General features: G+C 70.3%; 17 protein-coding genes and 1 pseudogene. 9 read left to right on the top strand and 9 right to left on the bottom strand.

Annotated features, from left to right (window positions below; all coding sequences use genetic code 11):
* Positions 1-671 precede the first annotated feature (671 nt).
* Genes ykgO through rpmG form a run of 3 tightly spaced genes read right to left on the bottom strand, consistent with a single transcriptional unit; the run spans position 672 to position 1,304 of the window.
* On the bottom strand, positions 672-794 hold the full coding sequence (gene ykgO / locus OG747_RS39090) for a type B 50S ribosomal protein L36 (RefSeq protein WP_405884076.1): 123 nt from the start codon (positions 792-794) through the stop codon (positions 672-674).
* Positions 795-831: 37 nt separating this feature from the next.
* On the bottom strand, positions 832-1,092 hold the full coding sequence (locus tag OG747_RS39085) for a type B 50S ribosomal protein L31 (RefSeq protein ID WP_405884075.1): 261 nt from the start codon (positions 1,090-1,092) through the stop codon (positions 832-834).
* A gap of 47 nt (positions 1,093-1,139) precedes the next feature.
* Positions 1,140-1,304 (bottom strand): 50S ribosomal protein L33, encoded by a 165-nt coding sequence (rpmG, locus tag OG747_RS39080; protein WP_405884074.1) that lies wholly within the window; start codon positions 1,302-1,304, stop codon positions 1,140-1,142.
* Between the two features lie 304 nt (positions 1,305-1,608).
* Here rpmG and OG747_RS39075 point away from each other — a divergent pair, with 304 nt between their 5' ends.
* The 7 genes and pseudogenes from OG747_RS39075 (at position 1,609) to msrA (ending at position 9,739) form a co-directional block, all read left to right on the top strand.
* Complete coding sequence (locus tag OG747_RS39075) at positions 1,609-1,815, top strand: hypothetical protein (RefSeq protein WP_405884073.1); 207 nt, start codon at positions 1,609-1,611, stop codon at positions 1,813-1,815.
* An 861-nt stretch (positions 1,816-2,676) separates the two neighbouring features.
* Entirely contained in the window at positions 2,677-3,792 is a 1,116-nt protein-coding gene (locus OG747_RS39070) for a hypothetical protein (RefSeq protein ID WP_405884072.1), read from the top strand.
* A 307-nt stretch (positions 3,793-4,099) separates the two neighbouring features.
* Positions 4,100-4,993, top strand: a complete 894-nt coding sequence (locus OG747_RS39065) for a serine hydrolase (RefSeq protein ID WP_405884071.1) — start codon at positions 4,100-4,102, stop codon at positions 4,991-4,993.
* 108 nt (positions 4,994-5,101) lie between these two features.
* On the top strand, positions 5,102-6,748 hold the full coding sequence (locus OG747_RS39060) for an APC family permease (RefSeq protein ID WP_405884070.1): 1,647 nt from the start codon (positions 5,102-5,104) through the stop codon (positions 6,746-6,748).
* 617 nt (positions 6,749-7,365) lie between these two features.
* A pseudogene (locus OG747_RS39055) lies at positions 7,366-7,563 on the top strand (DUF2399 domain-containing protein); the annotation flags it as partial.
* A 186-nt stretch (positions 7,564-7,749) separates the two neighbouring features.
* Entirely contained in the window at positions 7,750-8,541 is a 792-nt protein-coding gene (locus OG747_RS39050) for a hypothetical protein (RefSeq protein ID WP_405884069.1), read from the top strand.
* 685 nt (positions 8,542-9,226) lie between these two features.
* Entirely contained in the window at positions 9,227-9,739 is a 513-nt protein-coding gene (gene msrA / locus OG747_RS39045) for a peptide-methionine (S)-S-oxide reductase MsrA (RefSeq protein ID WP_405884068.1), read from the top strand.
* 169 nt (positions 9,740-9,908) lie between these two features.
* On the opposite strand, the gene OG747_RS39040 is transcribed toward msrA, so the two are convergent.
* Positions 9,909-10,796, bottom strand: coding sequence for a helix-turn-helix transcriptional regulator (locus tag OG747_RS39040; RefSeq protein ID WP_405884067.1), 888 nt, complete (start codon positions 10,794-10,796; stop codon positions 9,909-9,911).
* 132 nt (positions 10,797-10,928) lie between these two features.
* Here OG747_RS39040 and OG747_RS39035 point away from each other — a divergent pair, with 132 nt between their 5' ends.
* A complete protein-coding gene (locus OG747_RS39035; protein ID WP_405884066.1) occupies positions 10,929-11,852 on the top strand; it encodes an SDR family NAD(P)-dependent oxidoreductase in 924 nt (307 codons plus the stop codon).
* 410 nt (positions 11,853-12,262) lie between these two features.
* A complete protein-coding gene (locus OG747_RS39030) occupies positions 12,263-13,222 on the top strand; it encodes an NB-ARC domain-containing protein (protein ID WP_405884064.1) in 960 nt (319 codons plus the stop codon).
* A 175-nt stretch (positions 13,223-13,397) separates the two neighbouring features.
* Here OG747_RS39030 and OG747_RS39025 read toward each other — a convergent pair whose 3' ends face one another.
* Genes OG747_RS39025 through OG747_RS39005 form a run of 5 tightly spaced genes read right to left on the bottom strand, consistent with a single transcriptional unit; the run spans position 13,398 to position 23,641 of the window.
* Entirely contained in the window at positions 13,398-15,218 is a 1,821-nt protein-coding gene (locus tag OG747_RS39025; protein WP_405884063.1) for a hypothetical protein, read from the bottom strand.
* Positions 15,215-19,684, bottom strand: a complete 4,470-nt coding sequence (locus OG747_RS39020; protein WP_405884062.1) for a DUF6603 domain-containing protein — start codon at positions 19,682-19,684, stop codon at positions 15,215-15,217. The genes OG747_RS39025 and OG747_RS39020 overlap by 4 nt, the downstream gene beginning before the upstream one ends.
* Positions 19,684-21,165 (bottom strand): ComEC/Rec2 family competence protein, encoded by a 1,482-nt coding sequence (locus tag OG747_RS39015; RefSeq protein ID WP_405884061.1) that lies wholly within the window; start codon positions 21,163-21,165, stop codon positions 19,684-19,686. The genes OG747_RS39020 and OG747_RS39015 overlap by 1 nt, the downstream gene beginning before the upstream one ends.
* Positions 21,162-23,450, bottom strand: a complete 2,289-nt coding sequence (locus OG747_RS39010) for a LamG domain-containing protein (protein ID WP_405884060.1) — start codon at positions 23,448-23,450, stop codon at positions 21,162-21,164. The genes OG747_RS39015 and OG747_RS39010 overlap by 4 nt, the downstream gene beginning before the upstream one ends.
* Positions 23,447-23,641, bottom strand: coding sequence for a hypothetical protein (locus OG747_RS39005; RefSeq protein WP_405884059.1), 195 nt, complete (start codon positions 23,639-23,641; stop codon positions 23,447-23,449). The genes OG747_RS39010 and OG747_RS39005 overlap by 4 nt, the downstream gene beginning before the upstream one ends.

The raw sequence follows: 23,641 nt of genomic DNA, 5'->3' as shown, positions 1-23,641 counted from the left end.
GAACATACTGGCGACCACTGACAACGCCGCCCGCGCACGCACAGCCGCGGCACGCACAGCAGCGCCACGCATGGCGTCGAGAGCAGGGTCAGCCCGCAGACGAGGTGGCGCCCATCCGGTCGCCGCCCACGGCCAAGGGCGCCGCGGACCGGGTACGGCCACCGCTTCGGCGCGGGACGGAACGCACGGTAAACCGGATTACCACGCAGCGCCCCCGTCACCGTCAGAGCAGCGACCACATGGGACCTGTTCAGGGCAGGCCCACGGGGCCCCGTCGATGCGGGTACGAGTCTTTGGCCGGGCGGGGGGCAGGAGCTGCGGACCTCTGCCACGGTGAGGGCGCGAGACGGACTGTTTCCTCGGCCGCCCGACGACCACCGCAGCAGCCACGACGGCAGGCAAGGCACGGAGGCGCGGAGGAGCGCAGGCACGGAGGGCGTAGAACGCACGGAACGCGCGAAAGACACAGGCGAGCCCCGCCAGGGTGATGTGCCGGTAGCAGCCGCGACAGCAGCGGACCTGCGTACGCGTCCAGGCCGCACTCGTTCTTGGCGGCCTGGACACACTCTTCGATCAGATGGCCGCACGGCAGCGGCACCTGAGCCGGATGGCGGTTCGCGAGAAGCCCCAGGACACGGTGGAGCGGTGCGGACGGCCGATCCGGTGCGCTGTCAGCCCTGGCGGGCCTTGAAGCGCGGGTTCTTCTTGTTGACGACGAAGACCACGCCGCGCCGGCGGACCACCTGGGCCCCGGGCTTGGCCTTCATCGAACGCAACGACTTGCGCACCTTCATAGCTCTGCTCTCCTTTTGCTGGGAACCCGGACCGCCGTCAGTGCCGCGGCGAGGCCGCACGGCCGTAACGACGCTCGAAGCGCTCCACACGGCCGGCGGTGTCCATGACCCGGGAGGTCCCTGTGTAGAAGGGATGGCTCGCCGACGAGATCTCGACATCGATCAGGGGGTACGTGCTGCCGTCCTCCCACTCGATCGTCCTGGACGAGTGCGCTGTCGAACGGGTCAGGAACGCGGCGTCCGCGGCCCGGTCGCGGAAGACGACCGGCCGGGATTCAGGGTGTATACGAGGCCTCATGAGGATTCCTTCCTTACGACTGTCCGCCCGGCGACGCCGGGCTCGGCTCAGCGTTCTTCCCGGAACGGGACGTGCTCCCCGGCCACCGGGTCGTACTTGCGCAGGACGAGCCGGTCGGGGTCGTTTCGGCGGTTCTTGCGCGTCACGTAGGTGACGCCGGTCCCGGCCGTCGACTTCAGCGTCACGACCGGTCGCGCAGTGTTGCGTGCCATGAGGTCCTCCTTCCGCCCACATCACGCGATCTTGACTCGCGCATGTCAGCTACGTGTGCTGTAACAGCACCCCTGGTCGCCACATTCCCGCCACACCCGGGCCGCACGGCCGCCCCCTACGCGGATCCAGGCGGCGCTCAAGCCTGCCGGTCGCAGGCGTGGCAGCGATCATTCGGAGATGAGACCTTTCGGGGATGAGACCCGAAGTGCACGTGTTCATAGCCGATGGCCCCTGCCTGACCAGGACGCCGACGAAGAGGAGATCGACCGACGCGACGGACAGCTCGGGGCGATCCACCGACCCGTGACCGGAGAAGAGGCGAGAGCACTGGTCTCCTGTTTCGGTCCGGACGACTGCTATGGCGTCGCCTGGACACTGCTGCACCTCATCGAGACAGGCCCGAACCCGGTGCTGACCACCCCGCCCTCGCCGGACGCGAACGAGTGGCAGCACACCCTCTGGAGGCGGATCGTGAACGGCGGCCTCGCCCCGGGCGGCGTGACGGCGTAGCAACATGCCGAGCAGGCCGCGAATCCGGCACGCACTCGCTGCAGCGGCGCGGCGTTCTGCGCCGCCGAACGGAAAGTTCTGCGCCGCCGAACGGAAAATCTGCATCGGCCGCCGGTCGTCCCCACCTGACGTCGAGGGGCGAGTTGACGACGGCGGCCAGGATGGCTTCGGTGCCGTGAGGGGTCAACGAGGCTGCCCAGAAGCAAGCCCCGCCTCCAAAGTATCGGAGGCGGGGCTGTGTGGAGCGCCGGGCAGGCCTTGCACCTGCATCTCCCCGCAGGAAGCGGGACGTCTTTCCTTGGACCACCAACGCGAGGCCTACCGCCGAGAGTTCCGGCGGGCTGCTCAAGATCCATGGTAGCGCACCCACAGCGGCCGCCGAACCGCCCCACGGTCGCCGCCATGGCGCGTCTCGCACCCGACCGTCCCGGTGGAAGGTACGGCTGGTGAGAGTGGGGTGTGTGTTTCCCCAGCGTTACGTGGTTCGCCCGAATGTGTGCCTAGGGTGATCGACGGAACTGGCCCATCTCGTCGCCGGCGGGTGCGGGTTGCCCCGGCGACAGGCACTGAGCGGCCGAGCGCCGGAGCCCGCGGGGAAACCGCCCACGCTCTGTGAAGCAGGCGACAGAACGACAAGGGGTGTTGATGGAAGGCGCGGATCTTCCAGTGGGGAACCGGTGCGCGCCGGACCGGAACGTCGTCGGTCAGTTGGTGCGGTAGGCCCTTGTGAGGTGGGACGAGAGCCGGAAGAACGAAGTGGGAACGACACCGGCGCAGGCCCCGGAGGAAAGTCGGAGCCGAGCGGGTGGGCGAGCGGAGGGACGGGCCGTCCCCTGGGTCGCGCGGCAGGAACGCAACGGCGTGCGGCCCCATATCGCCGTGCTGGCGGCATGGACGTTGCTCTGGTTCCTGATGGTGCAGAGGCATGGCGGGATCTCCTGGCACTACTTGCGGACCGGAGGTGAACTGCTCTTCGGTGGCGTGCCCGGCGGTGGTCTGGCCATCTACGCCAACCATCCCGAGCTGCAGATCGGACCCGTGAGCTTTCTGGCGGCCTCGCTGTTCGTCCCGCTGCCGCCCCACCTGGCCGAGGTGCTGGCGGAGGCGGTGATGTCTGGGCTCGGCCTCTACATGCTGGTCCTGGTAGGCCGTAGCGCGGCCGACTACAACCGCGGCACCGGACTCAACCACCGCCGGCTCCAGCAACGGGTGCTGGTGGCGGGCGTGGCCTTCATCCCGATGTGGGTCGAAGTAGCGGTCCGTTTCGCCCACTTGGACGACGTTCTCGCGCTGTTCTTCACCACCCTGGCCGTACGTGCCCTGGTGCGGGGCCACGGGCGCACGGTGGGCGTCATGCTCGCCCTGGCGGTGGACTCGAAACCCTGGGCGTTGGCGTTCACGGCTCTGCTGCTCGCCCTGCCGGCCGCGCGACGACGGAATTCCGCGCTCTGGACGGTCGGCCTGGTGGCCGTCGCATGGCTGCCGTTCTACGTCACTCATCTCGGTTCGGCGGCCGCCGCCAGATTCACGATCGCCAATCAGTCCGCTTCGGCACTCCGCTGGCTGGGGGTGTTGGCGCCGACCACACCCTGGTGGGACCGCCCGGCCCAGGTACTGCTGGGACTTGGGCTCGGCACACTGGCGGTCCTCAGAGGGCGCTGGCCGGCCGTCGTTCTGCTCGGCGCCGACGCCCGCATCGCGCTCGACCCGAGTGTCTACACGTACTACACCGCCTCGATCCTGCTGGGCACCCTTTTGTGGGACGCGGTCGGACAGCGTCGCCTCGTACCGTGGTGGAGCTGGATCGCCCTGCTCACCCTGTACGGCAGCACCCTGCTGGTGCCCTCCGCTCATATCTGTGGCCTGATCCGGCTGGCGTTCGCCGCCGGCTCAGCGGGCTACGTCCTGCTGAAGCCCGCCCCGCGCCGCCGGCGAACAGCGGCGAAGGATCCTTCTGCGGCTTCCCTGGACGCGTGACGTCCACGTGGTCAGGAGTCGTACGCGCCCCGTACCGACGCCACCTCGGTGGCTCGGGGCCGGACAGCGCGGCGGGCGTGTCCGCGATCACGATCGCCACGTACGCGCGCCTCGGCATCCCGCAGAGGGGCAGGGATGAATGGGTTGATGAATGTCACACGCCCAAAAAACTCCCAATTAGTACATACCGATATTTTCGGTGCACCGGCGCCTTCTCCGCCCCTGTAGCGTCGCCGTCGTTCGGGAATCGGAACGTGCCTGCGAGTGGACGGCCGATGTGACCGCAGACACAGAGCAGGGAACCTTCATGCCGGAAATGCACACGCTGCGCCGCACGCGGCGTGGACTGGCCGCGACCGCGGCCGCCGGGGCAGTGCTCGCGGCGCTCTCCGCCGCCGCCCCGGCCCAGGCGAGCACCGCCGACGCCACCGCCACAGTCGGCGGCTCGCAGGTGAAGTGCGCCTCACAGCGGCCAGGGCTGGCGGACCGGCTTTCGCAGGACATCGCCGGCGCCCTCCGCGGGCGCGCCGGCACCTCGGCGCTCGCCCTGTACGACCGCACCACGGCGACCTCGTGCACGTTCCGGGCCGATGCCGCCTTCGACTCGGCGAGCGTGGTCAAGGTCACGATATTGGGGGCACTGCTGCGCCAAACCATGGAGCAGCACCGCGGCTTGACCCCTCGCGAGATGGAACTGACCACCGCGATGATCACCAAGTCGGACAACGACTCGACGAACGTCCTGTGGCACCAGATCGGCCCCGTCGGCATCCAGCATTTCCTGACCGTGGCCGGAATGCGCGACACCGTCCCCGGCCCCAAGGGCTACTGGGGACACACCCAGGTCACGGCCGGCGACCAGCTGAAGCTGCTCCGACTGCTCACCTCGGACAACTCGGTGCTCGACCGGGACGCCCGCACCTACGCCCTCCGTCTGATGAACCGAGTCGTGCCCCAACAGCGCTGGGGCGCACCGGCCGGGGCGCCCGCGACCGCGACCGTCCAGGTCAAGAACGGCTGGCTGCCGCGTACGACCAACGGCTGGCGGGTGCACAGCGTCGGCGTGTTCACCGATGGCGGTCACGACTACGGAATGGCCGTGCTCTCGCAGGGCAGCCGAACGATGGGCGAGGGCGTCGCGACCGTCGAGGGTGCCGCCCACGCCATCAATCGCGACCTGAACCTGCCGACCACCGCATAGGCATCCAATTGGGGCGATTCCCAGCCTCGATTCAATATCACTATAAAGATAAAATATCAACGCCAAGACCTTGCGATATGCATCACCTCCAATGGAGGGGTGAAGGCCATGGGTACTTCCGAAGCGGCACCCGCCACGCACGCCGGGCATCCCGGCCTGCGGCGAGAAGTCGGATTCATCGGGCTGATCTGGGCTTCGGAGGGGTCGATCATCGGATCCGGCTGGCTGTTCGGCGCGCCCGGCGCGCTGGCGGTGGCCGGCCCGGCCGCGATCATCTCCTGGGGAGTCGGAGGCGTCGCGATCCTCATCCTGGGGTTGGTGCATGCCGAACTAGGCGGGATGTATCCGGTGTCCGGCGGCACGGCCCGTTTCCCGCACTACGCGTTCGGCGGTGCCGCGGGAGCGTCGTTCGGCTGGTTCTCCTGGCTCCAGGCGGCCACGGTGGCGCCGATCGAGGTGCTGGCGATGATCACGTACGGTCAGCACTACTCCTGGGCGAACGGCTGGCTGAAGACCCAGGGCGGCCAGCACCTCCTGACCGCTTCCGGGATCGCCGTCGCAGTCGGGCTGATGGCGGTGATCACCGCCATCAACTTCCTGAGCATCCGCCTGCTGGCGCGCACCAACAGCGCGGCGACCTGGTGGAAGGTCAGTGTCCCGCTGCTGACGATCTTCGTGTTCGCCATCGCCCAGTTCCACGCCGGAAACTTCACCGCCGCCGACGGGTTCGCCCCCTACGGCGCGAAGGGCATCCTCTCCGCGGTCTCCACCGGCGGCATCATCTTCGCGCTGCTGGGTTTCGAACAGGCCGACCAGCTGGCCGGTGAGAGCGCCGACCCGAAACGCGACATCCCGCGCGCGGTGATCGGCTCCATCGTGATCGGCGCGATCATCTACATCCTGCTTCAGGTCGTGTTCCTCGCCGCGCTTCCCCCTTCGCAGATTCAGGGCACCTGGGCCACCGCCGCCTTCAACACACTGACCGGTCCGTTCGCGCAGGTCGCCACGCTCATCAGCCTGGGCTGGCTGGCCACGATCCTCTACCTCGACGCGGTGGTCTCTCCCGCCGGCACCGGCCTCATCTACATCACCGGTTCCTCGCGGGTCTCCTACGGACTCAGCCGCAACGGCTATGTGCCGTCGGCCTTCGAAGCGACCAACCGGAACGGGGTGCCGTGGGTCGGGCTCATCGCCGCCTTCGTCGTCGGCTGCGTCTGCTTCCTGCCGTTCCCGAGCTGGCGCTCGCTGGTGGGGCTGATCACCAGCGCCAGTGTGCTGATGTACGCCGGCGCGCCCCTGTCCTTCGGTGTCTTCCGCCGCCGCCTCCCGGACACCGACCGCCCGTACCGGTTGCCCGGCGGCGTCTGGATGTCCCCGCTGGCCTTCGTCGTCGCCAACCTCATCATCCTTTGGTCGGGATGGACGACGGACTGGAAGCTGGGCGTCGCGATCCTCATCGGCTACGTCATCCTCATCGCCAACCGCGTGTTCAAGATGAACCCGATCACGCCCCAACTCGACATGCGTGCCGCCCAGTGGCTCCCCGCCTACCTGGTCGGCATGGGCCTCATCGTCTACGCCAGCGACTTCGGCCCGCTCGAGCACCCGTGGTTCCCCCTGTGGTGGGACATGCTGGTGGTAGCGGCGTTCAGCCTGGCCATCTACTACTGGGCCATGGCCGTAGCCCTCCCCACCGAACAGATCCAACGCATGGTCGACCAGGTGATCGCCCCGGAAAAGGCCACCCTTCGCTGAACACGGAGAGGGCCCGGCGCTCGCACGCATACGGGATCGGCGTCAAGGTGGGTAGGAGGCATGGTTCAGCCGCTGATCCAGCTGCCTGAGCAGCTTTTCTCGGTGAATGCGCCTCGTGCAGCACTCACTCATCACGCTGGAGCGGACACAGTTCGATCCGGACCCGCGCCGGGCCGTCGCCCGACAGATCCTGACCGACGACCACGAAAAACGGATGGTGCTGGCCGCAAGTCGACCAGCACCATCCGTGTGTAAAGGTAGTGCCCGAGGGGGGACTTGAACCAAATCCCCAACCGGTTGTCCTGCGCGCGGACCTGGAGATTCAGACGGCCCCGCGCGCTGACCGAGGGCGGTTCGAGCCCGCTACGCCGGATGGTGCGCCGCGACGGCCACCAGGACAAGGGGGACCTCGAAGCTCACCCCAACGGATGTTGGAGCAGGGCCGTACCTTGCGCGCGGTGACCGCGACCATGGCCACCGTCGTCGCCTGACCTTCCTCTTCGGCTTCGGCAACGTCTGGACCCTGGCCCCGCGCCTCGGCGTGCCGGACTGGGTGGCCCCCCTCTGGTGGCTCCGGCGGCGGACCTGTCGGTACTCGGCCTGCTCTTGGGCTTCCGCTGCCTCGCCCCGCACGGTGCGGCCTCGGAGCAGTTGCGCCCCGCCCGGCGACTGCTGATCTTCAACGCCACCTCCACTCCCAGGGCGCGCTCCACCTCTACCACGGCGACTGCGACTGGGGCGGGCTGCGGATCGCGATCTCCCCGCTCCGCCGCGTCCCGTGGCACCCCTGGCGCTTCACCGCCACCGACTACCGCGCGGCAGCACGGGCCGCCACTGCCGCCCCACCCCTGGCCGGCACCCCTGCCGCCTCCCCCCTGGGACCCGGCACTCGCCGAGGCCCTGGACGAACACGGCGTACGCGTCGAGGAGGAGGCAGTCCCGGAAGACCTCCTGATCGACCTCGCCTGACCGCCACAGCCGTCACGAGTCCGTCACTGTCAGTGGCCATCTATACCGTTCTTGTCACCGGTATTCGACACACAGCACAAGGGGCAGAAATGGGAAAGCGGACGAAATCCAGGCTGATGACGGTCACTTGCACCTTCGCCGGTTGTCAGAAAACGCAACAGGTCCGCCCGTCACGCATCACCAAGTGTGACGGCTACGCCTGCTGCTCCGAGCACCTTCCGCACAACGACGGCAGTTCAGCGCCACCTCCAGGCCTCGTCCGAGAGACGGTACTGACCGCAGCCGGCGCCTTCTGGGGCTGGCGCGACATCCCGCTCGAACCGGGCCGCCACGCGTCCGTGGAGCGAGCACGGCGGCTGGCGCTCTTCGGCCTCGCGCAGGCCGTCCCGGCGGCTCGGGTCCATGCGGTGGTTTCCGCGTTGATCGAGCCGATGGCCTCGGGCCGCAGCCTTCACATCCTGCACGTCAACGAGATGAGCACGGGGATCGAAACCGATCAAGAGAGTGGCTCCCTGGAGATCGAGTTGCCGAACGTGGTGGCAGCGCTGTGTGTGCTACTCGAGAGCGACCAGCAAGCCGGCGTCATCCTGCGCACGTTCACCGACGAGACCGTACGCCTCCCCGGCCGCAGCGTTCCACTCCCGGTCAAGGAGGTGCGCGGCTGGCTACTCGCCGATGGCCGTCTCCAACCACTGACCGCCAGTGAAATCGCCGACACCTATCGCGCGGGGCCGGATCCGGATCCGGCCCCGGGGGTGATGCCGCCGCCCATGGAGTGCGACGTCCGGTTCCACGACGCATGGCACGTCGATCTCCCCAGCTGACATCGCGGGCTGCCGCACACCGAGTTGCACGTGCGGCAGCCCGGCCCTGGCGGACAACGCCGGCCTGCCTTTCAGCCGCGCATACGGGTCGATCAGCCGCAACGGCCTGCGGGCGGCTTCCGGTCGGCAGACAGCCGACGGCAAGGACAGGCAGGAACGCGGCCCTGAAATCCGACAGTCGATCCTCGACATGCACGTGGCGATCGGACAACGGGATTTCGGACTCGAGGGCCCCTGACTTCTTCGGCCGCGACCGACCGGGGAGCGCTCAGAGAACATCGCTTACCCGTTCAAGGTCTAAAAGTCCGGAGTATGCCTAGGCGTTGCAACTCCTCAATGTGCTCAGCTGCGCGCCGTGGTGCTTCGCCGCATCCGCGGTGACCCGAGCGGGCCTCCCGAATATGCGGTGCCGGACCAGTCAGGCGCCGCGCGACCACCGGTCGCGGACGGAACGCCATGCGGTCGCCGTGCTCCAGGTCCTGCGCCGACGCTTGGAGGTCGGGCATGACAGCCGGGGTCGCCGACAAGCCGTCCGCGCGGCGGCCGGCGACCGTGGGGCCCATTGGGCGGGGACGGAATTGTTTGGAACCCTCACGCGCTGATGAAGCCAGAGGGCATGGGATGCCGGCAGTGTGCGAGCCGAGCAGCCCGAATGACCGAGGCGACAGACATTGGAGGGGCCGAAATGGCAGCGCAGACGCAGAGGGCCGTACTGGCGGGCGGATGCTTCTGGGGGATGCAGGACCTGATCCGCCGGCTCCCGGGCGTGACAGCGACCCGGGTCGGATACACCGGGGGTGACGTGCCGAACGCGACGTACCGTAACCACGGCACCCACGCAGAGGCCATTGAGATCCTTTTCGACCCCGAGAAGACCGACTTCCGCGCGATCTTGGAGCTCTTCTTCCAGATCCACGACCCGAGCACCAAGAACCGCCAAGGCAACGACATCGGTCTCAGCTACCGCTCTGCGATCTACTACGTGGATGACGAGCAGAAGCGGATCGCCGAGGACACCATCGCGGATGTGGACGCCTCCGGACTATGGCCCGGCAAGGTCGTCACCGAGGTCGAGCCGGTCGGCCCCTTCTGGGAGGCCGAGCCCGAGCACCAGGACTACCTGGAGCGTTACCCCGACGGCTACACCTGCCACTTCCCGCGCCTGGGATGGCGGCTGCCCGCCCGCGCGGACGGCTGACCGCGCGAGGCGGCAACCAGCTCGTCCAGCGTGAGGAAGAACGGCGCGTGCGTTGGCGACCGGGCCGGGGAGCGGAACGAAAGTCCGACGACGCAGTGTTGCGCGGGCCAGGCCAGACCCCCATGACCGTGATTGCAGTCCTTGAGGTCCCGGATTTCCGGGGAGCATGTCAAGGCATGGTGCGTCCGGGCGTTCGGGTTTGGTCGGCCGCGGCCCGTGTACCGCCGACATGGTCAGGGGCGTTCATGCTGGCGAGCAGACGCAGGCGTTCTTCGGAGGCGCTGCCCGGCTGTGCGTGGTAGGTGATCAGCGTTTGCCCGTCAGTGCCCGGGACCAGCAGCTTTTCGTAGTGCAGTTCCAGAGGGCCGGCCTGGGGGTGATGAAGCAGGCTGGTGCCAGTGGTCTTGTGCTTGACGTCCTGTCGGGCCCAGAGAGTGCGGAAGCGCTCGCTGCGCAGGGAGAGTTCTCCGACGATCTCGACAAGGCGCGAGTCTTCGATGTTCGCGCCGACAACCGAGCGCAGGTACGGGACGACCCGGGCGGTCATGTCTTCCCAGTCCTGATGGAGTTCCCGCATCTCTGGTTCCAGGAACGCGGCCAGAATGCCGTTGTGCCCCGGCGCGTTGAACGGTGAGAGCGCGATGGCGAGGCTGTTGGCGGCCAGGACGTCCATGTATGTGCCGTGGATGTACGCCGGGGTGAGTGGCCAGGAGTCGATGAGCGTGCGCATGCCGTCGCTGACCTGCTCCGGCTTGCGGGGCCGCTTGCGCCGCGGGCTCTTCCGTGTGGCGATCTCCAGCAGGTAGGTCGTCGCCTCCTCGTCCAGTCGCAGGGCGCGGGCGATGCTGTGCAGGACCTGCTCCGAGGGGTTCCTGTCGCGGCCCTGCTCCAAGCGGTTGTAGTAATCGGAGCTGATCCCCGCGAGGAAGGCGACCTCCTCCCGGCGCAGCCCCGGGACGCGCCGGTTGCCGTGATCCCAGGCTTCATCGGGCTGGACCAGTTCCCTGCGGGCGCGCAGATACCGGCCCAGTGCGTTGGCGTCACCGGTGGCTGTCATGTTTCCAGCGTACGGACGCGTTCCGGGCTCATGGGTGGCCCTGTCAGTCCCAGTCTCAACCCGTCCTTGCTCGTCCCGCAGCGTTCGGCGCAGTCTGACAGCGCAATGCGAACGACCGGAGGAATGCATCACATGTCACAGCTCTTCACGACCCCGTTCGGCCGCGACAGCACCGGCTCGGAGGTGATCGAAGGCGTCGACCTGTCAGGCAGGCGGGCGATCGTCACGGGAGCCAACTCGGGTATCGGCGTCGAGACCGCCCGCGCTCTGGCCGCCAACGGCGCCGAGGTCACGCTCGCCGTCCGCCGTCCGGAAGCCGGCGAGCAGGTCGCGGCTGTCCTGCGCAAGGCCACCGGGAACGAGGCGATCCACGTCGCCCGCCTGGACGTGGCCGACCTGGAGTCGGTGCGGGCGCTGACTGCCGCCTGGCAGGGTCCGTTGCACATTTTGATCAATAACGCCGGCATCATGATGCCGCCGGAACTCGTGCGGGGCATCGGCGGCCACGAGCAGCAGTTCGCCACCAACTACCTGGGGCACTTCGCCCTGGCCCTGGGGCTGCACCGCGCCCTCGCCGACGGCGACGGCGCGCGCCTGGTCTCGGTCTCCTCCAGCGGCCATCTCTTCTCTCCCGTCGTCTTCGACGACATCGACTTCCGCTTCCGCCCGTACGACGCGCTCGTCGCCTACGGCCAGTCCAAGACCGCCGCCGTCCTCCTGGCCGTCGAGGCGCAGCGCCGCTGGTCCGGCGACGGCATCACGGCCAACTCCCTGCACCCCGGTGCGATCGCCACCAACCTCCAGCGGCACACCGGAGGCCTGCGGACCCCCGAGCCCTACCGCAAGACGATCGAGCAGGGCGCCGCGACCACCGTGTTCCTCGCCGCTTCCCCGCTGGTCGAAGGCGTCGGTGGCCGCTACTTCGAGGACGTCAACGAGGCGCCTCTCGTCCACGCCCGGCCCACCCGACTGGGCGTCCCCGGCGTGGCCCCCTACGCGCTGGACCCGGAGAACGCCGAGCGCCTGTGGGAGCTGGCGAGCGACGTCGTCCGCTGAACGGCTTCTGGACGGTCACAGGCGACTGGCCGCCATCGTCCCGGAACGATCACCGTCAACCACGCCTTCTGAACGGTCCACGCGGGCCGTGGGGGGGGAGCGGTGACGTCGGCGAGGTGAAGGCGCCGGGTGCCGTGCTCGAGCGTGGCAGCGGGCGCCGTGATCAGGGCAGATCCGCCGTTGATTGGAAACTCCCCGACTTCACGTTCCGCCTCGACAACGACAGACATCCGCAGAGGAAGCCGGGGCGGTGTGGAAGCTCGTCGGCGACCAACTGAACGGCAAAGGCCTGACAAAGGCATGGAAGCCCCGCCCCGCACCCCACCCCAACCAGGGGCGCGGGGCGGGGTCTTGTCCGTACGATCAGGACCAGACCAGGGGAGATTTCGGGGAGATTCCGGGGAGGTTCCGTGGTGCTGTTCGACACCGGGGAATCCGTTTTGAGAGACGAGGAATTCGCCTTGTGGGTCCGGTCGCGCCGCGCGGCGGCCCTGCTGACACAGGAGGAACTCGCCGCACTGGCCGCCGTGTCGGTGCGCACGATACGCAACCTGGAGGCAGGGCGCGTCGGACGGGCACACACCCGGCGCCTGGTCGTCACGGCGCTGGCCGACCTGCCTCCCCAACCGCCGCCGGCCCCGGCCCCCAACGCGGTGCCCGCCCAGCTCCTGCCCGACGTGCCCGCCTTCACCGGCCGCGACACCGAACTGCGGACCCTGGACGACCACCTGGCCGCCGCCACCGCGATCTGCCTCCTGTCCGGCCCCGCCGGAGTCGGCAAGACCGCCCTGGCCGTGCACTGGGGCCACCGGGTACGCGACGTCTTCCCCGACGGGCAGCTCTACGCCGACCTGCGCGGCTCCTTACCCGGCGCAGGCCCGTCCACCACCGACATACTCGCCGCCTTCCTGCGCGCCCTCGGCGTACCCGGCAACGACATGCCCCAGGCGCCGGACGAGCGGGCCGCCCGCTACCGCACCCTGCTTGCCGGGCGCCGCGTTCTGGTGGTGCTGGACGACATCGCGTCGGCGGACCAGATACGGCCGCTGCTCCCCGGCACCCCGCGCTGCCCCGTGCTCGCCACCGGCCGGGGCCGCCTCGCGGACCTGGTCGCCCGGCACGGGGCGCACCGCATCGGGCTCGGCCCGCTGCCGCCCGGCGACGCGCTGCGCCTGCTGCGCATCCTCGTCGGGGACCGGGTCGCCTCCGACAGCCACGGCGCCACCGCCCTCGCCGAACGGTGCGGCCGGCTGCCGCTCCCGCTGCGCGCCGCCGCCGAGGCCGCCCTGACGCACCCGACGCTTCCGCTGTCCGCGGTCGACGTGGGCCTGGTGGCGGCGGACGCCCGGGGGGCGGGGCCGCAGGGGTGAGGTCCGGGTGCTCAGGAGGTCACAGCCGGAATCCGGGCGCGAGGAGCGTGCGGCGGGATCCCGGCGGGAACCGGACTCCCGGCCCCGCCCCGGCTCGGCCGCCGGGGGTGGGCGCCGACGCCGGAGGCCCGGCACCCACCCCCGGACCTGCGGCCCGTGGGCGTACCCCGGCGGATCAGCCGCGCAGGAACGTGACCCGCTCGCCCGTCTCTGTCATCTGCCGGGCCAGCGCCCCCGCCGTGAACGCCGCCGGGTCCGCGCCCAGCCGCGCCGCCATCGCGTCGGCCAGTTGCCGCACCGGCACCGTGCCGCGCGGGCCGAGCGGCAAGGGCGCCAGCTCACCGGCGTCGGGGGCGGTGTCGGCCAGGCCCCGCAGCCGCTTGGTGAAGCTGCCCCCGGGCTGCGGTTCGACCCCGAAGTGCAGGGATTCCGGCTGCTGGTGGATGTCGAGACGGCCCAGGTCACCCCGGTACAGGCACAGCAGGACGCTCGGCGCCAGGCGCTCCACCCGCACCGGCGTCAGCAGCCGCGCCCCGGCCGGGTCGGCATAGCCGTCGACCAGCAGCCCCGGATAGCCGGAGACCACGTCCGAGCGGATCAGCGCACCGGTGACCAGGGGATAGTCCAACGGCAGCGGATGCGCGGCGTCGAGCTCGGCGTCGGCCGTGCCCACCCGGCCGAGGCTGTAGGCGCCGTCCACCAGGTGGCGCATCCACTCCTGGTCGAGGTGGAAGAAGCGCACCGTCTCCACCGGCAGCAGCCGCTCGTCGGGGACGAGATAACCGAAGGGGACACCGTCGAGCCGGCAGAGACCCGTCAGCCACTCGGTGACGCCCGCCGGGAGCGCGTCGTCGATCTGCGCCACCGCCAGGGGGTGCGCGGCCGCCACGGTGCGCTTCTCGGCCTGGTCGCGGCGGCGCTTCCACTCGTACAGCGCCCCGGCGAAGCCCGTGCTGCGCAGCGCCAGCAGCCGTCCGGCCTCCCAGGCCGCGGCGTGGCTGACGTCGAACATGCCGACGCCCGGGTGGTAGCGCAGCAGCTCGTCGGCGGCCCGGGCCGGGCCCTGGTCCGGGTCGGCGGAGGTGGCCGGGCCGATGGCGAACGGGCCCCGGTACCAGGCCACCGACCGGCCACCGCCGCGCAGCCGGTGCCGCACCGGGACATAGCCCTGCCGCAGAAACGTGTCGGCGTGCTGCTCGCCGCTGTCCGGCAGCCGCAGCGGGCTGCCGGAGTCGGTGAGCCCGGCCACCAGCCTGCCGAAGGTCTCCGCCTCGTCGAGGCAGGCGAACCGCCAGTCGGCCAGCGAGACCAGGCGGACCAGGGAGTCCGGCCCGCCCGGCCCGAGGTCGAAGTCGCCGCCCGCCGGGAACCGCCCCTCCAGCGAGACCAGATGCACGGTGCTGGACGTGCCGGCCGGCGGCAGCCGCTTGCCGACCACCACCGCGCCGTCGGGAACGTCCCCGTCGCCGCGCCGGATGTGTGCCAGCAGGGGCAGTTCGGCGCGGGTCGGCAGCAGGTCGGCCAGCAGCGCCCGGGGCACGTCGATGACCGTCACCTTGGGGTCGTCACCGGCCGGGAGCGCGGCGGGTGCCGGAAAGTACGCGTCTGCGGTGCCCGTCGCCGCCGACAGGGGCATGACCTGCGGCTCGGGCTGTTCGTCCCCGGCGAACAGCAGCAACGCCAGCCACGGCAGCGGCGCGCCCTGGCCGCGCGCCGCCTGCGGAGCGCGCTCCCACGGCAGGCTTGAGCGGCTGAGCACCAGGTGCGGCAGCACATGGCTGTGGTCGCCGATGCTGCCGTCCGGCGGGAACACGGCCCCGACCAGCTCCGGCGGCAGCGCGAACCGCTCCCCGGCGACGGAGAAGGTCCGGGTCGCCGTGTACGCCTTGGGGTCGACGCCGATGGTCTGGGTGACCTTGATCGAGTAGTCCCCGGCGGCCAGCGAGGGCACCTGGTAGTCGACGAACAGCGTCCGGTCCAGCGGTGTCGTGCTCACTGCTCCACCCCCACCTGAGGTACGACCAGGAACCCGTCCGCGTCGAACCCCCCGAGATCCAGCGGGTCGTCACCGGTGGCACCGGTCAGCACCGCCGCCGCCACCGCCGACCGCACCGCCGCTGTGTCCGGGGCGGTGACGGAATCCGCGATCACCTGGCGGCGGGTCGCCGCGTCCCGCCCGTCAGGGACGAACGGCTGCCGGTCCAGCCAGCGGTAGGCGTTCTGCTGGGTGTCCAGCGCCGTGGCGGCGCGCAGCACGTCGCGCGGCAGATACGGTGCCGTGGCCGGCTCGGCCGGCGGCAGCGGCCGGATCGTGTAACCCGTCAGCAGATCGTCGACCAGCGCCGGATCGGTCACGGCCGGCAGCAGCCGGTCGCCCCACATGGCCGCCGGAAGGTTCTTGGTCACCGGCTGGTAGCGGAAGCCGTCGTCGGCCCGGCTGCCGTCGGCCCGGCGGATCTCGATGCGCTGGCTGGCCGCCACCGGGTGGTTGTGGCCCCGGCCCAGCGGCGCGATCCCGAACGCGGTCGCCGCACCGGTGGTGTCCAGCGCCTGGCCGCCCTGCTCCGGGCCCCGGTAGGCGTCATGGCTGGGGATGACCGAGTCGGTGCTCAGCACCAGCTCCAGCGGGTTGACGCTGCCCAGGTCGCCCTTGGCGGGCGCTCCGCCGGTGCCGGCCGCCCCGCCCTGGAGCACCACGGTGACCATGGCGTCGTCGGCTGTCGGCAGGAACGCTTTGCGGAACGCCGTCCAGTCGATCGGCTGGGGCCCGGCCGGGTCCCCCGCCCCGAACGCCAGGGTGAAGGAGCAGATGCCGATGTCGATCGCGGCCCGCCCGCTGAACTCCGGTCCCCACAGGCTCACCTGGGCCCCGACCTGGGCCGAGACGGTGTGCGTACCGAAGAAGCTGAAGGTGTACGACGCCCCGATGCTCGCCCAGAAGTCCGCCTGGTAGTGGTACGGGCTCCAGCCGATCAGGAAGTCCATCGACGCGTTGAACCACGCCTTGAGCGACCCGTCCTGCCAGGTCGCGCCGAAACTGCCGCCCGCCATCAGGGCCGACGGGGTCAGCGCGAAGTACGCCGACCCCTTCATCGTCAGTTGCGGTGTGACCTGCCAGGTGAAACCCAGCCTGGGGACCGCCGGGTAGTGGGCGGGGACGGTGAAGCGCGGGTGGTAGCCGCCGACGCTGAGCACGAAGTCGCCGTTGTGGTCCTCGCCGAACCACACCTGGAACGCGAAACCGCCGGTCAGCCGGCAGTCCCGGGACAGCAGATAGGAGTTCTCGGTCAGCTGGGCCCGCAGCGCGAAGTACCCCTCGTCGGGCACGAAGGTGGCGCGCAGCGCCAACTGCACCTGCGCCAGCGGTGTCGCCCCGGCCTTGACCGCGTCCGGGGACGGCAGCACCAGGGTGGACAGCCCCAGCAGGTCGACCTCGAAGCGGTGCCCGAAGCCCACCGACAGCAGCAGCACCGAGTCGATCATCCGGAACGAGCTGAAGTGCACGCCGATCGCCAGGAAGAAGTCGCCCGGCGACGGCGGCAGATAGTCCTGCAGCGCCCGCAGTTCGTCGGCGAGCGCCCCCGGGGCCTGTGTCCCGGCGGCCTCGGCGACCAGCGGGAAGGTCGCGACAGCGGCCACGTCCGGGGCGATGAAGCGCCGGTTGTAGCCGAACCCGGCGGCCAGTCCCTGGACGAAGAAGACCGGCGGCCCGCCGATCGGGTAGTCCAGGAAGGCGTACACGAACAGCGAGGGGCCTTCGGGCAGTTGGACGTACGAGCCCAGCGCGCCCAGTGAGAAGGTCTTGGTCCGCAGCACCGCCTTGCCACTGTAGGCGGGCAGCTCGCGGCCCTGGTAGGCGATGGTGTCGGTCAGGAACGCGCCGCTGATCTCCACCTCGCCCGAGCTGTACGACACCCCGAGCCCGCGCAGCTCGAACTGCGGCCCCCGGGCCGGGTCGGCGAGGTCGATGCCGATCGCGAGGCCGTCGAGGGTCAGTGCCAGCCCGGCCACGTTCAGCGAGGCGTCCAGCAGGAACGCCAGCTTGGCGGAGCCGCCGGGCGGGCGCTGGTAGGCGAAGCCGACCCGCTGGAAGGTGACCGGTCCGAAGGTGCGCTGCACCTTGTACCAGACCACGTTGTCGTCGGTCGCCTTCGGCTGCCCGGGGGCGGCGGCGAGGGTCTGGGGCTGACCGGTTCCCGGCGCGGGCAGGCTCAGCGGCTGGGTGATCTCGCCCAGCTTCAGCACCGCGTCGGCGGTGAACCCGGCCGCCAGGTCCGCGGCCGCGGGCAGCGGGGCCACCTCCGCCGGGAGCAGGGTGTTCAGCCCGGCCGCTTCGGCCGCGGCCAGCGGCCCCGACACGGCCAGCAGCCGCAGCGGGTCCACCCCGAAGGTCCCACCGCCGCCGGCGAACCGCTCGCCGACCAGGGGCAGGTTCGCCAGGTCGACGGTGACGGCCAGGTCGGCGCCGAGAACGTAGACGCCGGTGAGCCCGGCCTTGTCGAAGGCGAACAGGGCGTCCTTGAGATCGACGGTGACGCCGTCGGGTATGTACTGGGCGGCGGACGGCGACAGTGCCCCGACCAGCCGTTTCAGCGTGGGCGCCGGGCCGGGGCCGTGCCGGTAGGTGGCGACGAACCGCTGGGCGTCGGGGCTGTCGGCGAACCGGACCGTGAAGGCGTAGGCGGTGCCGTCCACGGTGACGGTGAAGTCGCCGCTGTAGCGCCGTTCGGCGGTGTCTATGGTGACGGTGAGGTCGAGTTCGGTCGACCGGTCGACGGGGAGGGTGACTTCGGCGGTGACGAACAGGGCCTTGGTGCCGGTGGTGAAGCGCACGCCTAGGTTGGAGACGGTGAGTCCGGCGAGGGGGGCGGGCAGGGCGAGCCCGGCGTAGGTCCGGGCGAGGTCCGCGGCGATGCCGCCGATGGGAATGGCGATGCCCGAGCCGGTCTCCCCGGCGAAGGTCCAGCCCTTGGCGGGGGCCGGGTCGTAGTCGGCGGTGACCGTGATCGGTATCCCGCCCGCGGAGAACTTGGTCAGTGCGCTGACGGTGGTGCCTGACTCCTGGTGGTCCAGGAGGAAGGCGACCTCGGTCAGTACCAGTTCGTCGCTGATCGTCCAGTCGGCGTCGAGTTCGATGCGCCCCTCGTAGGCGAGCTGCTGCCCGGCGGCGGTGTCGGGGAGCGTCAGGGAGAAGTAGAAGTCGCTGACGGCGATGTCCGGGATGTGATCGGCGGCGCCGCCGATGAACTGCCCGAAGATCTCCCGCATGTGCAGCGGCGGGTCGCCGTCGCGGAGCCGGCCGGAGAGCGTACGGGTCTCGAAGACGGCACCGATCTCCAGGGTGCCGTACTGGCCGACGGCGACCAGTCCGCGGACGCTGCCGGTCAGCTGCCGCCGGGCGGACAGCGGCCGGCTGACGGTGAAGGCGACGTCGATCTCCTCCAGCGTCACCACGCCGGGGACCAGCGGCCACTGTTCCTGTGTCTGGAGTACCACGCCCACCGTGTCGACGAGCTCGGACGCGCCCGGGGTGAGCAGCAGGACCAGGTCGGTCAGGACCACCGGTGAGGTGATGTCGAAGTCGAACGGCACGGCCAGCCGGGCGGGGCCGGTCAGGGCGGCCACATCGGCGAGACTGATGGGTCCGACGTCACGGAAGTCGGCGCGCAGCCGGATCCGGGAACCGTCACCGGCCACTTCCATGGCCAGCACGACCGTGTGCGGCCCGGAACCGGTGGTGAACGGGATCGCGCCGATGACCTGGAGGTACGACGGCACGTCGAAGTCGACGAGGTAGTAGTTGAAGTGCGGGGTGCCGTAGATGGCGTACCGCAACTGCTCGACGGAGAAGAGACCAAGGTCGGCACGGCCACCGCCGGGGCCGTCGATGGCGATGTCCGGCACGGTCGATGTGGTGATGTCCTTGCCGGGCAGACCGGCGGTCATCCGTACGGTCCCGGTCAGGGCGTGGTCGGCGCCCGGGAAGAGGACGTCGAGCAGTGCGAGCCGGGTGCCGACCACCAGGGTGCCGGTGAAGGAGGCGGAGCCGTTGCCCGGTTCGGCGGCCTCGGCGGCGGCGATGGCCGCGGTGTCGATGTGCAGCCTGGGGTTCTCGAACCGCTGCCCGTCGAAGAAGGTGCCGTCCAGGGCCGGAAAGCTGTCGGCGAACGACCAGTCGGCGCCGGGCTCGGCGTCCAGCACGGCCACCACGCCGGTGTCCTGCGCGGTGAGCGTGGCGGTGACGGTCATACCGGTGAAGGGCGCGGCGTCGCCGGTGCCGACGACATCGACGCCGTTCGCGGTCTCGGTGCGGACCGCGTCGCGCAGTACCAACCGGCCCTGGGACAGGAAGCGGCCGAGGAAGACCGCGATACCACCGCTCAGCAGCCCGGCCAGATCGAGGTCGAGGCGGCGGTCGGTGAGGGTGACGGCGGCCCGCAGTTGACCGGGGGTGAGCGTCATCAGTCGGTCCCCCCGATGTCCTCGGTGTCCTCGGTGTCCTCGGTGTCCTCGGTGATGCCGTTGACGTCGACGGTGATGCTCTTGGGGGTCGAGTGGACGGGATAGCCGACGACCGCCGTGAAGCAGCCGTTGCGGTCGGCGACCGGGGTCAGGCTCCGCATGCCCACCTTGACCTGGTCCGACCGGTCGGCCGGTGGCGGCGACGCGACCTCTGCCTTGCCGTCACCTCGCCACAGGACGACGGGGACGTCGCCGGCGGCCGCGGCCGTGGTGAACCAGGTCAGATAGCGCTTGACGGCCAGCCATCGGGGATGTTTGAAGGAGCTGTACTGCCGCCCGGCGCTGATGACCACGTTCTTCGGCCGCACCGTGCTGATGAAGGCCGGGATGGAGGATGTCCCGGAGGCCCCGTGGTGGGCGACCCGCAGCCAGTCGGTGTCGCGGAGCCGGCCGCCGTGCTGGGCGATCAGGAACTGCTCGGTGCTGCGGGTGGCGTCACCGCAGAAGAGCAGCTTCTTTCCGAACGCCTCGATGAGGACGACGAGGCTTCCGCAGTTCTTGCCGACGGTGTCACCGTCGTCGATCGTCAGTTTGTCCGCATCGATGACCACCTTGTCGTCCCGCTGGACGTTGCCGGCGAGGATGGTCACCGTACAGTTCTCCTCGACGAGGATCGTGATGCCGGCGTCGCCCTTGACGTCGACGGCCACCCCCTTGGGTCCCGGAGCGTTCAGGACCCCTGCCTTCTTGTCTATCTGGATCCTGACTTCTGTTCCCTTGGCCCTGTCCTTGGGGTCCGCCCAGCGGCAGAACACTGCCTTCGGTGCTCCCAGGAACGTCGGATCCGTCGCGTCGTCCGGCTTGTTCGGGTCGGTGAGCGGGGACTGTATGGTCCCGCCGGTGTTGAGCAGATCCTGGGTGTTCTGCAAATGCGTGCCGAACCTCCCGCTGAAATAGACGCTGCCGATCGTCTTGCGGTCGAGGACCTGGGCGACGGTGTTGTTGTGGTCGTCGTCCGGGTGGGTGAGGACCAGAAGGTCCAGGTGTGTGCCGCCGTTGAGGAATCCGGCCCCGTTGACGGCGTCCTCCAGGACTTGCTTGCGGCGCGTGTTCGCCGCCTCCTTGGCCGCGGTCCGCTCCTGCGGTGTCTCCTCTCCGGTGAAGTCCACCTCGGCGCTCTTGTTGTCATGCCCGCAGTCGATCATGATGTGCCGGCCGGCCGGCGTGGTGATCAGCGTGCAGTCGCCCTGGCCCGCGTCGAGGTACATCACGGAGAGCTTTCCGTTCCCGCCACCCCGCGGCGGCCCGCCCGGCGGCCCGGTCAGACTCTCCACGTCCATGGACGCGATCTCTTTCTCCTCCGCCTCCAGCGCCCTGCGCTTGACCAGCTCCTCCTCGGAATCGAGTTCGCCCACCCGCTTGGGCTTGTCGTCTTCACGCTTGCGTTTGCCGCCGCCCTCGATGCCCCCGGTGTCGGTCACTGCCCCACCAGCCTCAGTGTCCAGGTGCCCCCGCTCCGGCTGTGCGGGACGTCGTACAGCTCCACCTCCAGTTCGCCGGACGACAGCTGGTTGAGGACCTCCGCGTCGTGCAGCCGCAGCAGCAGCCCGCCCAGGTTCAGTTGCTGGACGAAGAGCGTGGATGCGTAGAGGTCCACCAGGGCGTCGCTGGTCAGGTCGCCGGTCTTGAGGTGGAAGCCCTCGGGGCGGGCCTCGATGCGGTGCCAGAAGGAGTTCCACTGGTGGAAGCGGATGCTGGGGTTGGTCTGGGTGGTCGACTGGGCCTGGAAGAGTTCCAAGAAGAGCAGATTGCCGGCCGGCGCGTTGACGATGTCGCGGCGCAGTTGGAGGTGGGCGGAGGCGGCCGAGACGGTGAGCGGGTTGGGTGGCGATGTGGTGCCGATGCCGACGTTGTTGCCGATGGGGTTGAGGGCCAGCGGCTTGATGCCGTGCGACTGGATCCAGCTGTAGGTGGTGTCGTAGCCCATCCGCAGGTTGGAGTTGGTGCCGTCGGTGGGGCCGAGGATGAGGCTGCCGGTGTAGGGGGGGCCGGGGGCGTCGATGATCTGCAGCTTGGCCTGCGGGGTCGTGGTGCCGAGTCCGGCGCGCCGGCCGGCGAAGAGCAGGGGTGACTTCTCCACGGTGACGGCGGTGGAGGCGTCGGCGTAGCCGGGCACGTTGACGTAGCTGACATACACCTGGGACTGGCCCAGGGAGGCGGGCGCGACGATGCCGCCCAGGGACAGTTCGAGCCAGCCCGTGGGCGGCACGGTCACCGTACGGGACGTGGTCAGCTTCCACTGGAGGCTCTGGGCGCCGATCTCCCGTACGGGCTGGGGAAATGCGCCGAGGGGAAGCGCGACCGCATCCGAGGTGCCCGTGACGGCGAGGGTGGCGGCGGGCGCGGCGCCGGCCGTGAGGAGGGCCCAGTCCGTGGACTCGCCGGCGTGCTCGACGTCGAGGGCTACGACGACGGCGGACGCGCCGTCCGCCCCGTCGCCGGTGCCGGTGAGGGTGATGGGCTGGTCGTGGGAGGCGTTGGCGATGCGCAGCCGCAGGGTGTTGGGCGTGGAGCCGTCGCTGAGCACCCGGTTGCCGCCGGAGAAGGCGGCGCGCAGAGGGATGTCGGTACGGCCGAGGTGGTTGACGATGTCCAGGAACTGCAGCCGGGAGCCGGTCAGTTCGTCGGTCTCGCCGGTGAAGGACAGCTGCTGGTAGCCGAGTTCGACGCGGGTGCCCCGGGTGCCGCCGCGGCCGTCGGCGTTCATGCCCGTCAGGGGCAGGGCGAGGCGGGCGCCGGGGCGGAGCGTGGCGGGGGCGGTGCACAGGAAGTAGAGGGTGTCGCCGCCGGTGCTGGTGTCGGGGGAACGCAGCAGCTGCCAGCCGGGGGCGCTCAGCACCGGCTCGGGGGTGGCGGCGAGGGTCTGCGCGCGGAACCGCAGCGCCAGGTGGTGGTTGTCGGCCGAGACGGGACCGGTGAGCGGGCGGAGGGTGATCTCCTGCCGGGAGGTGTTGCTCACGGTCAGCGTCATCGGCTGGCCGGAGAGCCCGTCGTCGATGAACAGGACCGGGTGCTGGTCCTGGTTGGCCAGTTCGAAGTCGACCGGGTGGCTGCGGACGAACGCGGCCAGTTCCGCCTCGTCCTCGGCCATGTCGAGGCGGATCTCGGCCTCGGTCAGCGGGCCGTCGTAGACCCTGATGTGGACGAGGCGCCCGTCGTAGTGGCCGGAGGGGCCCTGGGCGAAGCGCCCGGCGACCAGGGCGTCGGCGGCCGGTCCGGGGGCGGTGCCGGTGGGCAGCGGGCGTTCGGTGACGAGGGTGCCGTTGATGTACGTCCGCACCGCCTGCCCGTCGGAGGTGGCGGCGATGTGCGTCCAGGCGCCGGGCGGTACGGAGCCGGGCGGGGCGGTCGCGGTGGCGGCCCCGGCCGCGCTGACGTGGTCCACCGAGCCGTCGGCGGCGAGGGTGAGGGTGAAGACCTGGGCGGTGGTCGCGGCGATCCCGGCCCGGTCGGCGGGGAAGTGGCCGGGGTTGATCCAGGCTTCGGCGGTGTAGCCGGCGGTCAGCGCCAGCCTGGGGGTCCGGGCCAGGGTCAGGGCGTCGGCCGCGCCGTCCAGTGCCAGGCAGCTGCCGAAGCGCTCGTCGGGAAGGCTCTTGGGGGCGCCCTCGGGGGTGCCGTTGAGGTGGTTGTCGGAGGCGTCGATGACGCCGTCGTCGGCGAGGACCTCGTCCAGGTGCCAGTGCAGGATGAGATCGGCGGTCGTCATGCCGGGGTCCCCCCGTCGGCCGGTTGGTTGGCGAGCTGCTTGTGGGCCTGCTCCTGGATGGCGGCGATCAGCTGGTAGACGCGGGCGAAGGGCAGCTGGCCCAGCGCTTCGAGGACCAGGTTGGTCTCGTCCAGGCCGAGGGTGAGGGTGATGCCGGGGGCGGTGTCCGGGGGCGGCGGCGTCTCGGGCAT

Source organism: Streptomyces sp. NBC_01384 (genome assembly GCF_045040035.1).
Taxonomy (GTDB): Bacteria; Actinomycetota; Actinomycetes; order Streptomycetales; family Streptomycetaceae; genus Streptomyces.
The sequence above is the reverse complement of the archived record's forward strand: the minus strand, read 5'-3'. Positions and strand labels throughout refer to the sequence as shown.

Excerpts from the sequence above, each read along its gene's own strand:
- ykgO (WP_405884076.1), bottom strand. The coding sequence starts at position 794 with ATGAAGGTGCGCAAGTCGTTGCGTTCGATGAAGGCCAAGCCCGGGGCC.
- OG747_RS39085 (WP_405884075.1), bottom strand. The coding sequence starts at position 1,092 with ATGAGGCCTCGTATACACCCTGAATCCCGGCCGGTCGTCTTCCGCGAC.
- rpmG (WP_405884074.1), bottom strand. The coding sequence starts at position 1,304 with ATGGCACGCAACACTGCGCGACCGGTCGTGACGCTGAAGTCGACGGCC.
- OG747_RS39065 (WP_405884071.1), top strand. The coding sequence starts at position 4,100 with ATGCCGGAAATGCACACGCTGCGCCGCACGCGGCGTGGACTGGCCGCG.
- OG747_RS39060 (WP_405884070.1), top strand. The coding sequence starts at position 5,102 with ATGGGTACTTCCGAAGCGGCACCCGCCACGCACGCCGGGCATCCCGGC.
- msrA (WP_405884068.1), top strand. The coding sequence starts at position 9,227 with ATGGCAGCGCAGACGCAGAGGGCCGTACTGGCGGGCGGATGCTTCTGG.
- OG747_RS39040 (WP_405884067.1), bottom strand. The coding sequence starts at position 10,796 with ATGACAGCCACCGGTGACGCCAACGCACTGGGCCGGTATCTGCGCGCC.
- OG747_RS39035 (WP_405884066.1), top strand. The coding sequence starts at position 10,929 with ATGTCACAGCTCTTCACGACCCCGTTCGGCCGCGACAGCACCGGCTCG.
- OG747_RS39020 (WP_405884062.1), bottom strand. The coding sequence starts at position 19,684 with ATGACGCTCACCCCCGGTCAACTGCGGGCCGCCGTCACCCTCACCGAC.
- OG747_RS39010 (WP_405884060.1), bottom strand. The coding sequence starts at position 23,450 with ATGACGACCGCCGATCTCATCCTGCACTGGCACCTGGACGAGGTCCTC.
- OG747_RS39005 (WP_405884059.1), bottom strand. The coding sequence starts at position 23,641 with ATGCCCGAGACGCCGCCGCCCCCGGACACCGCCCCCGGCATCACCCTC.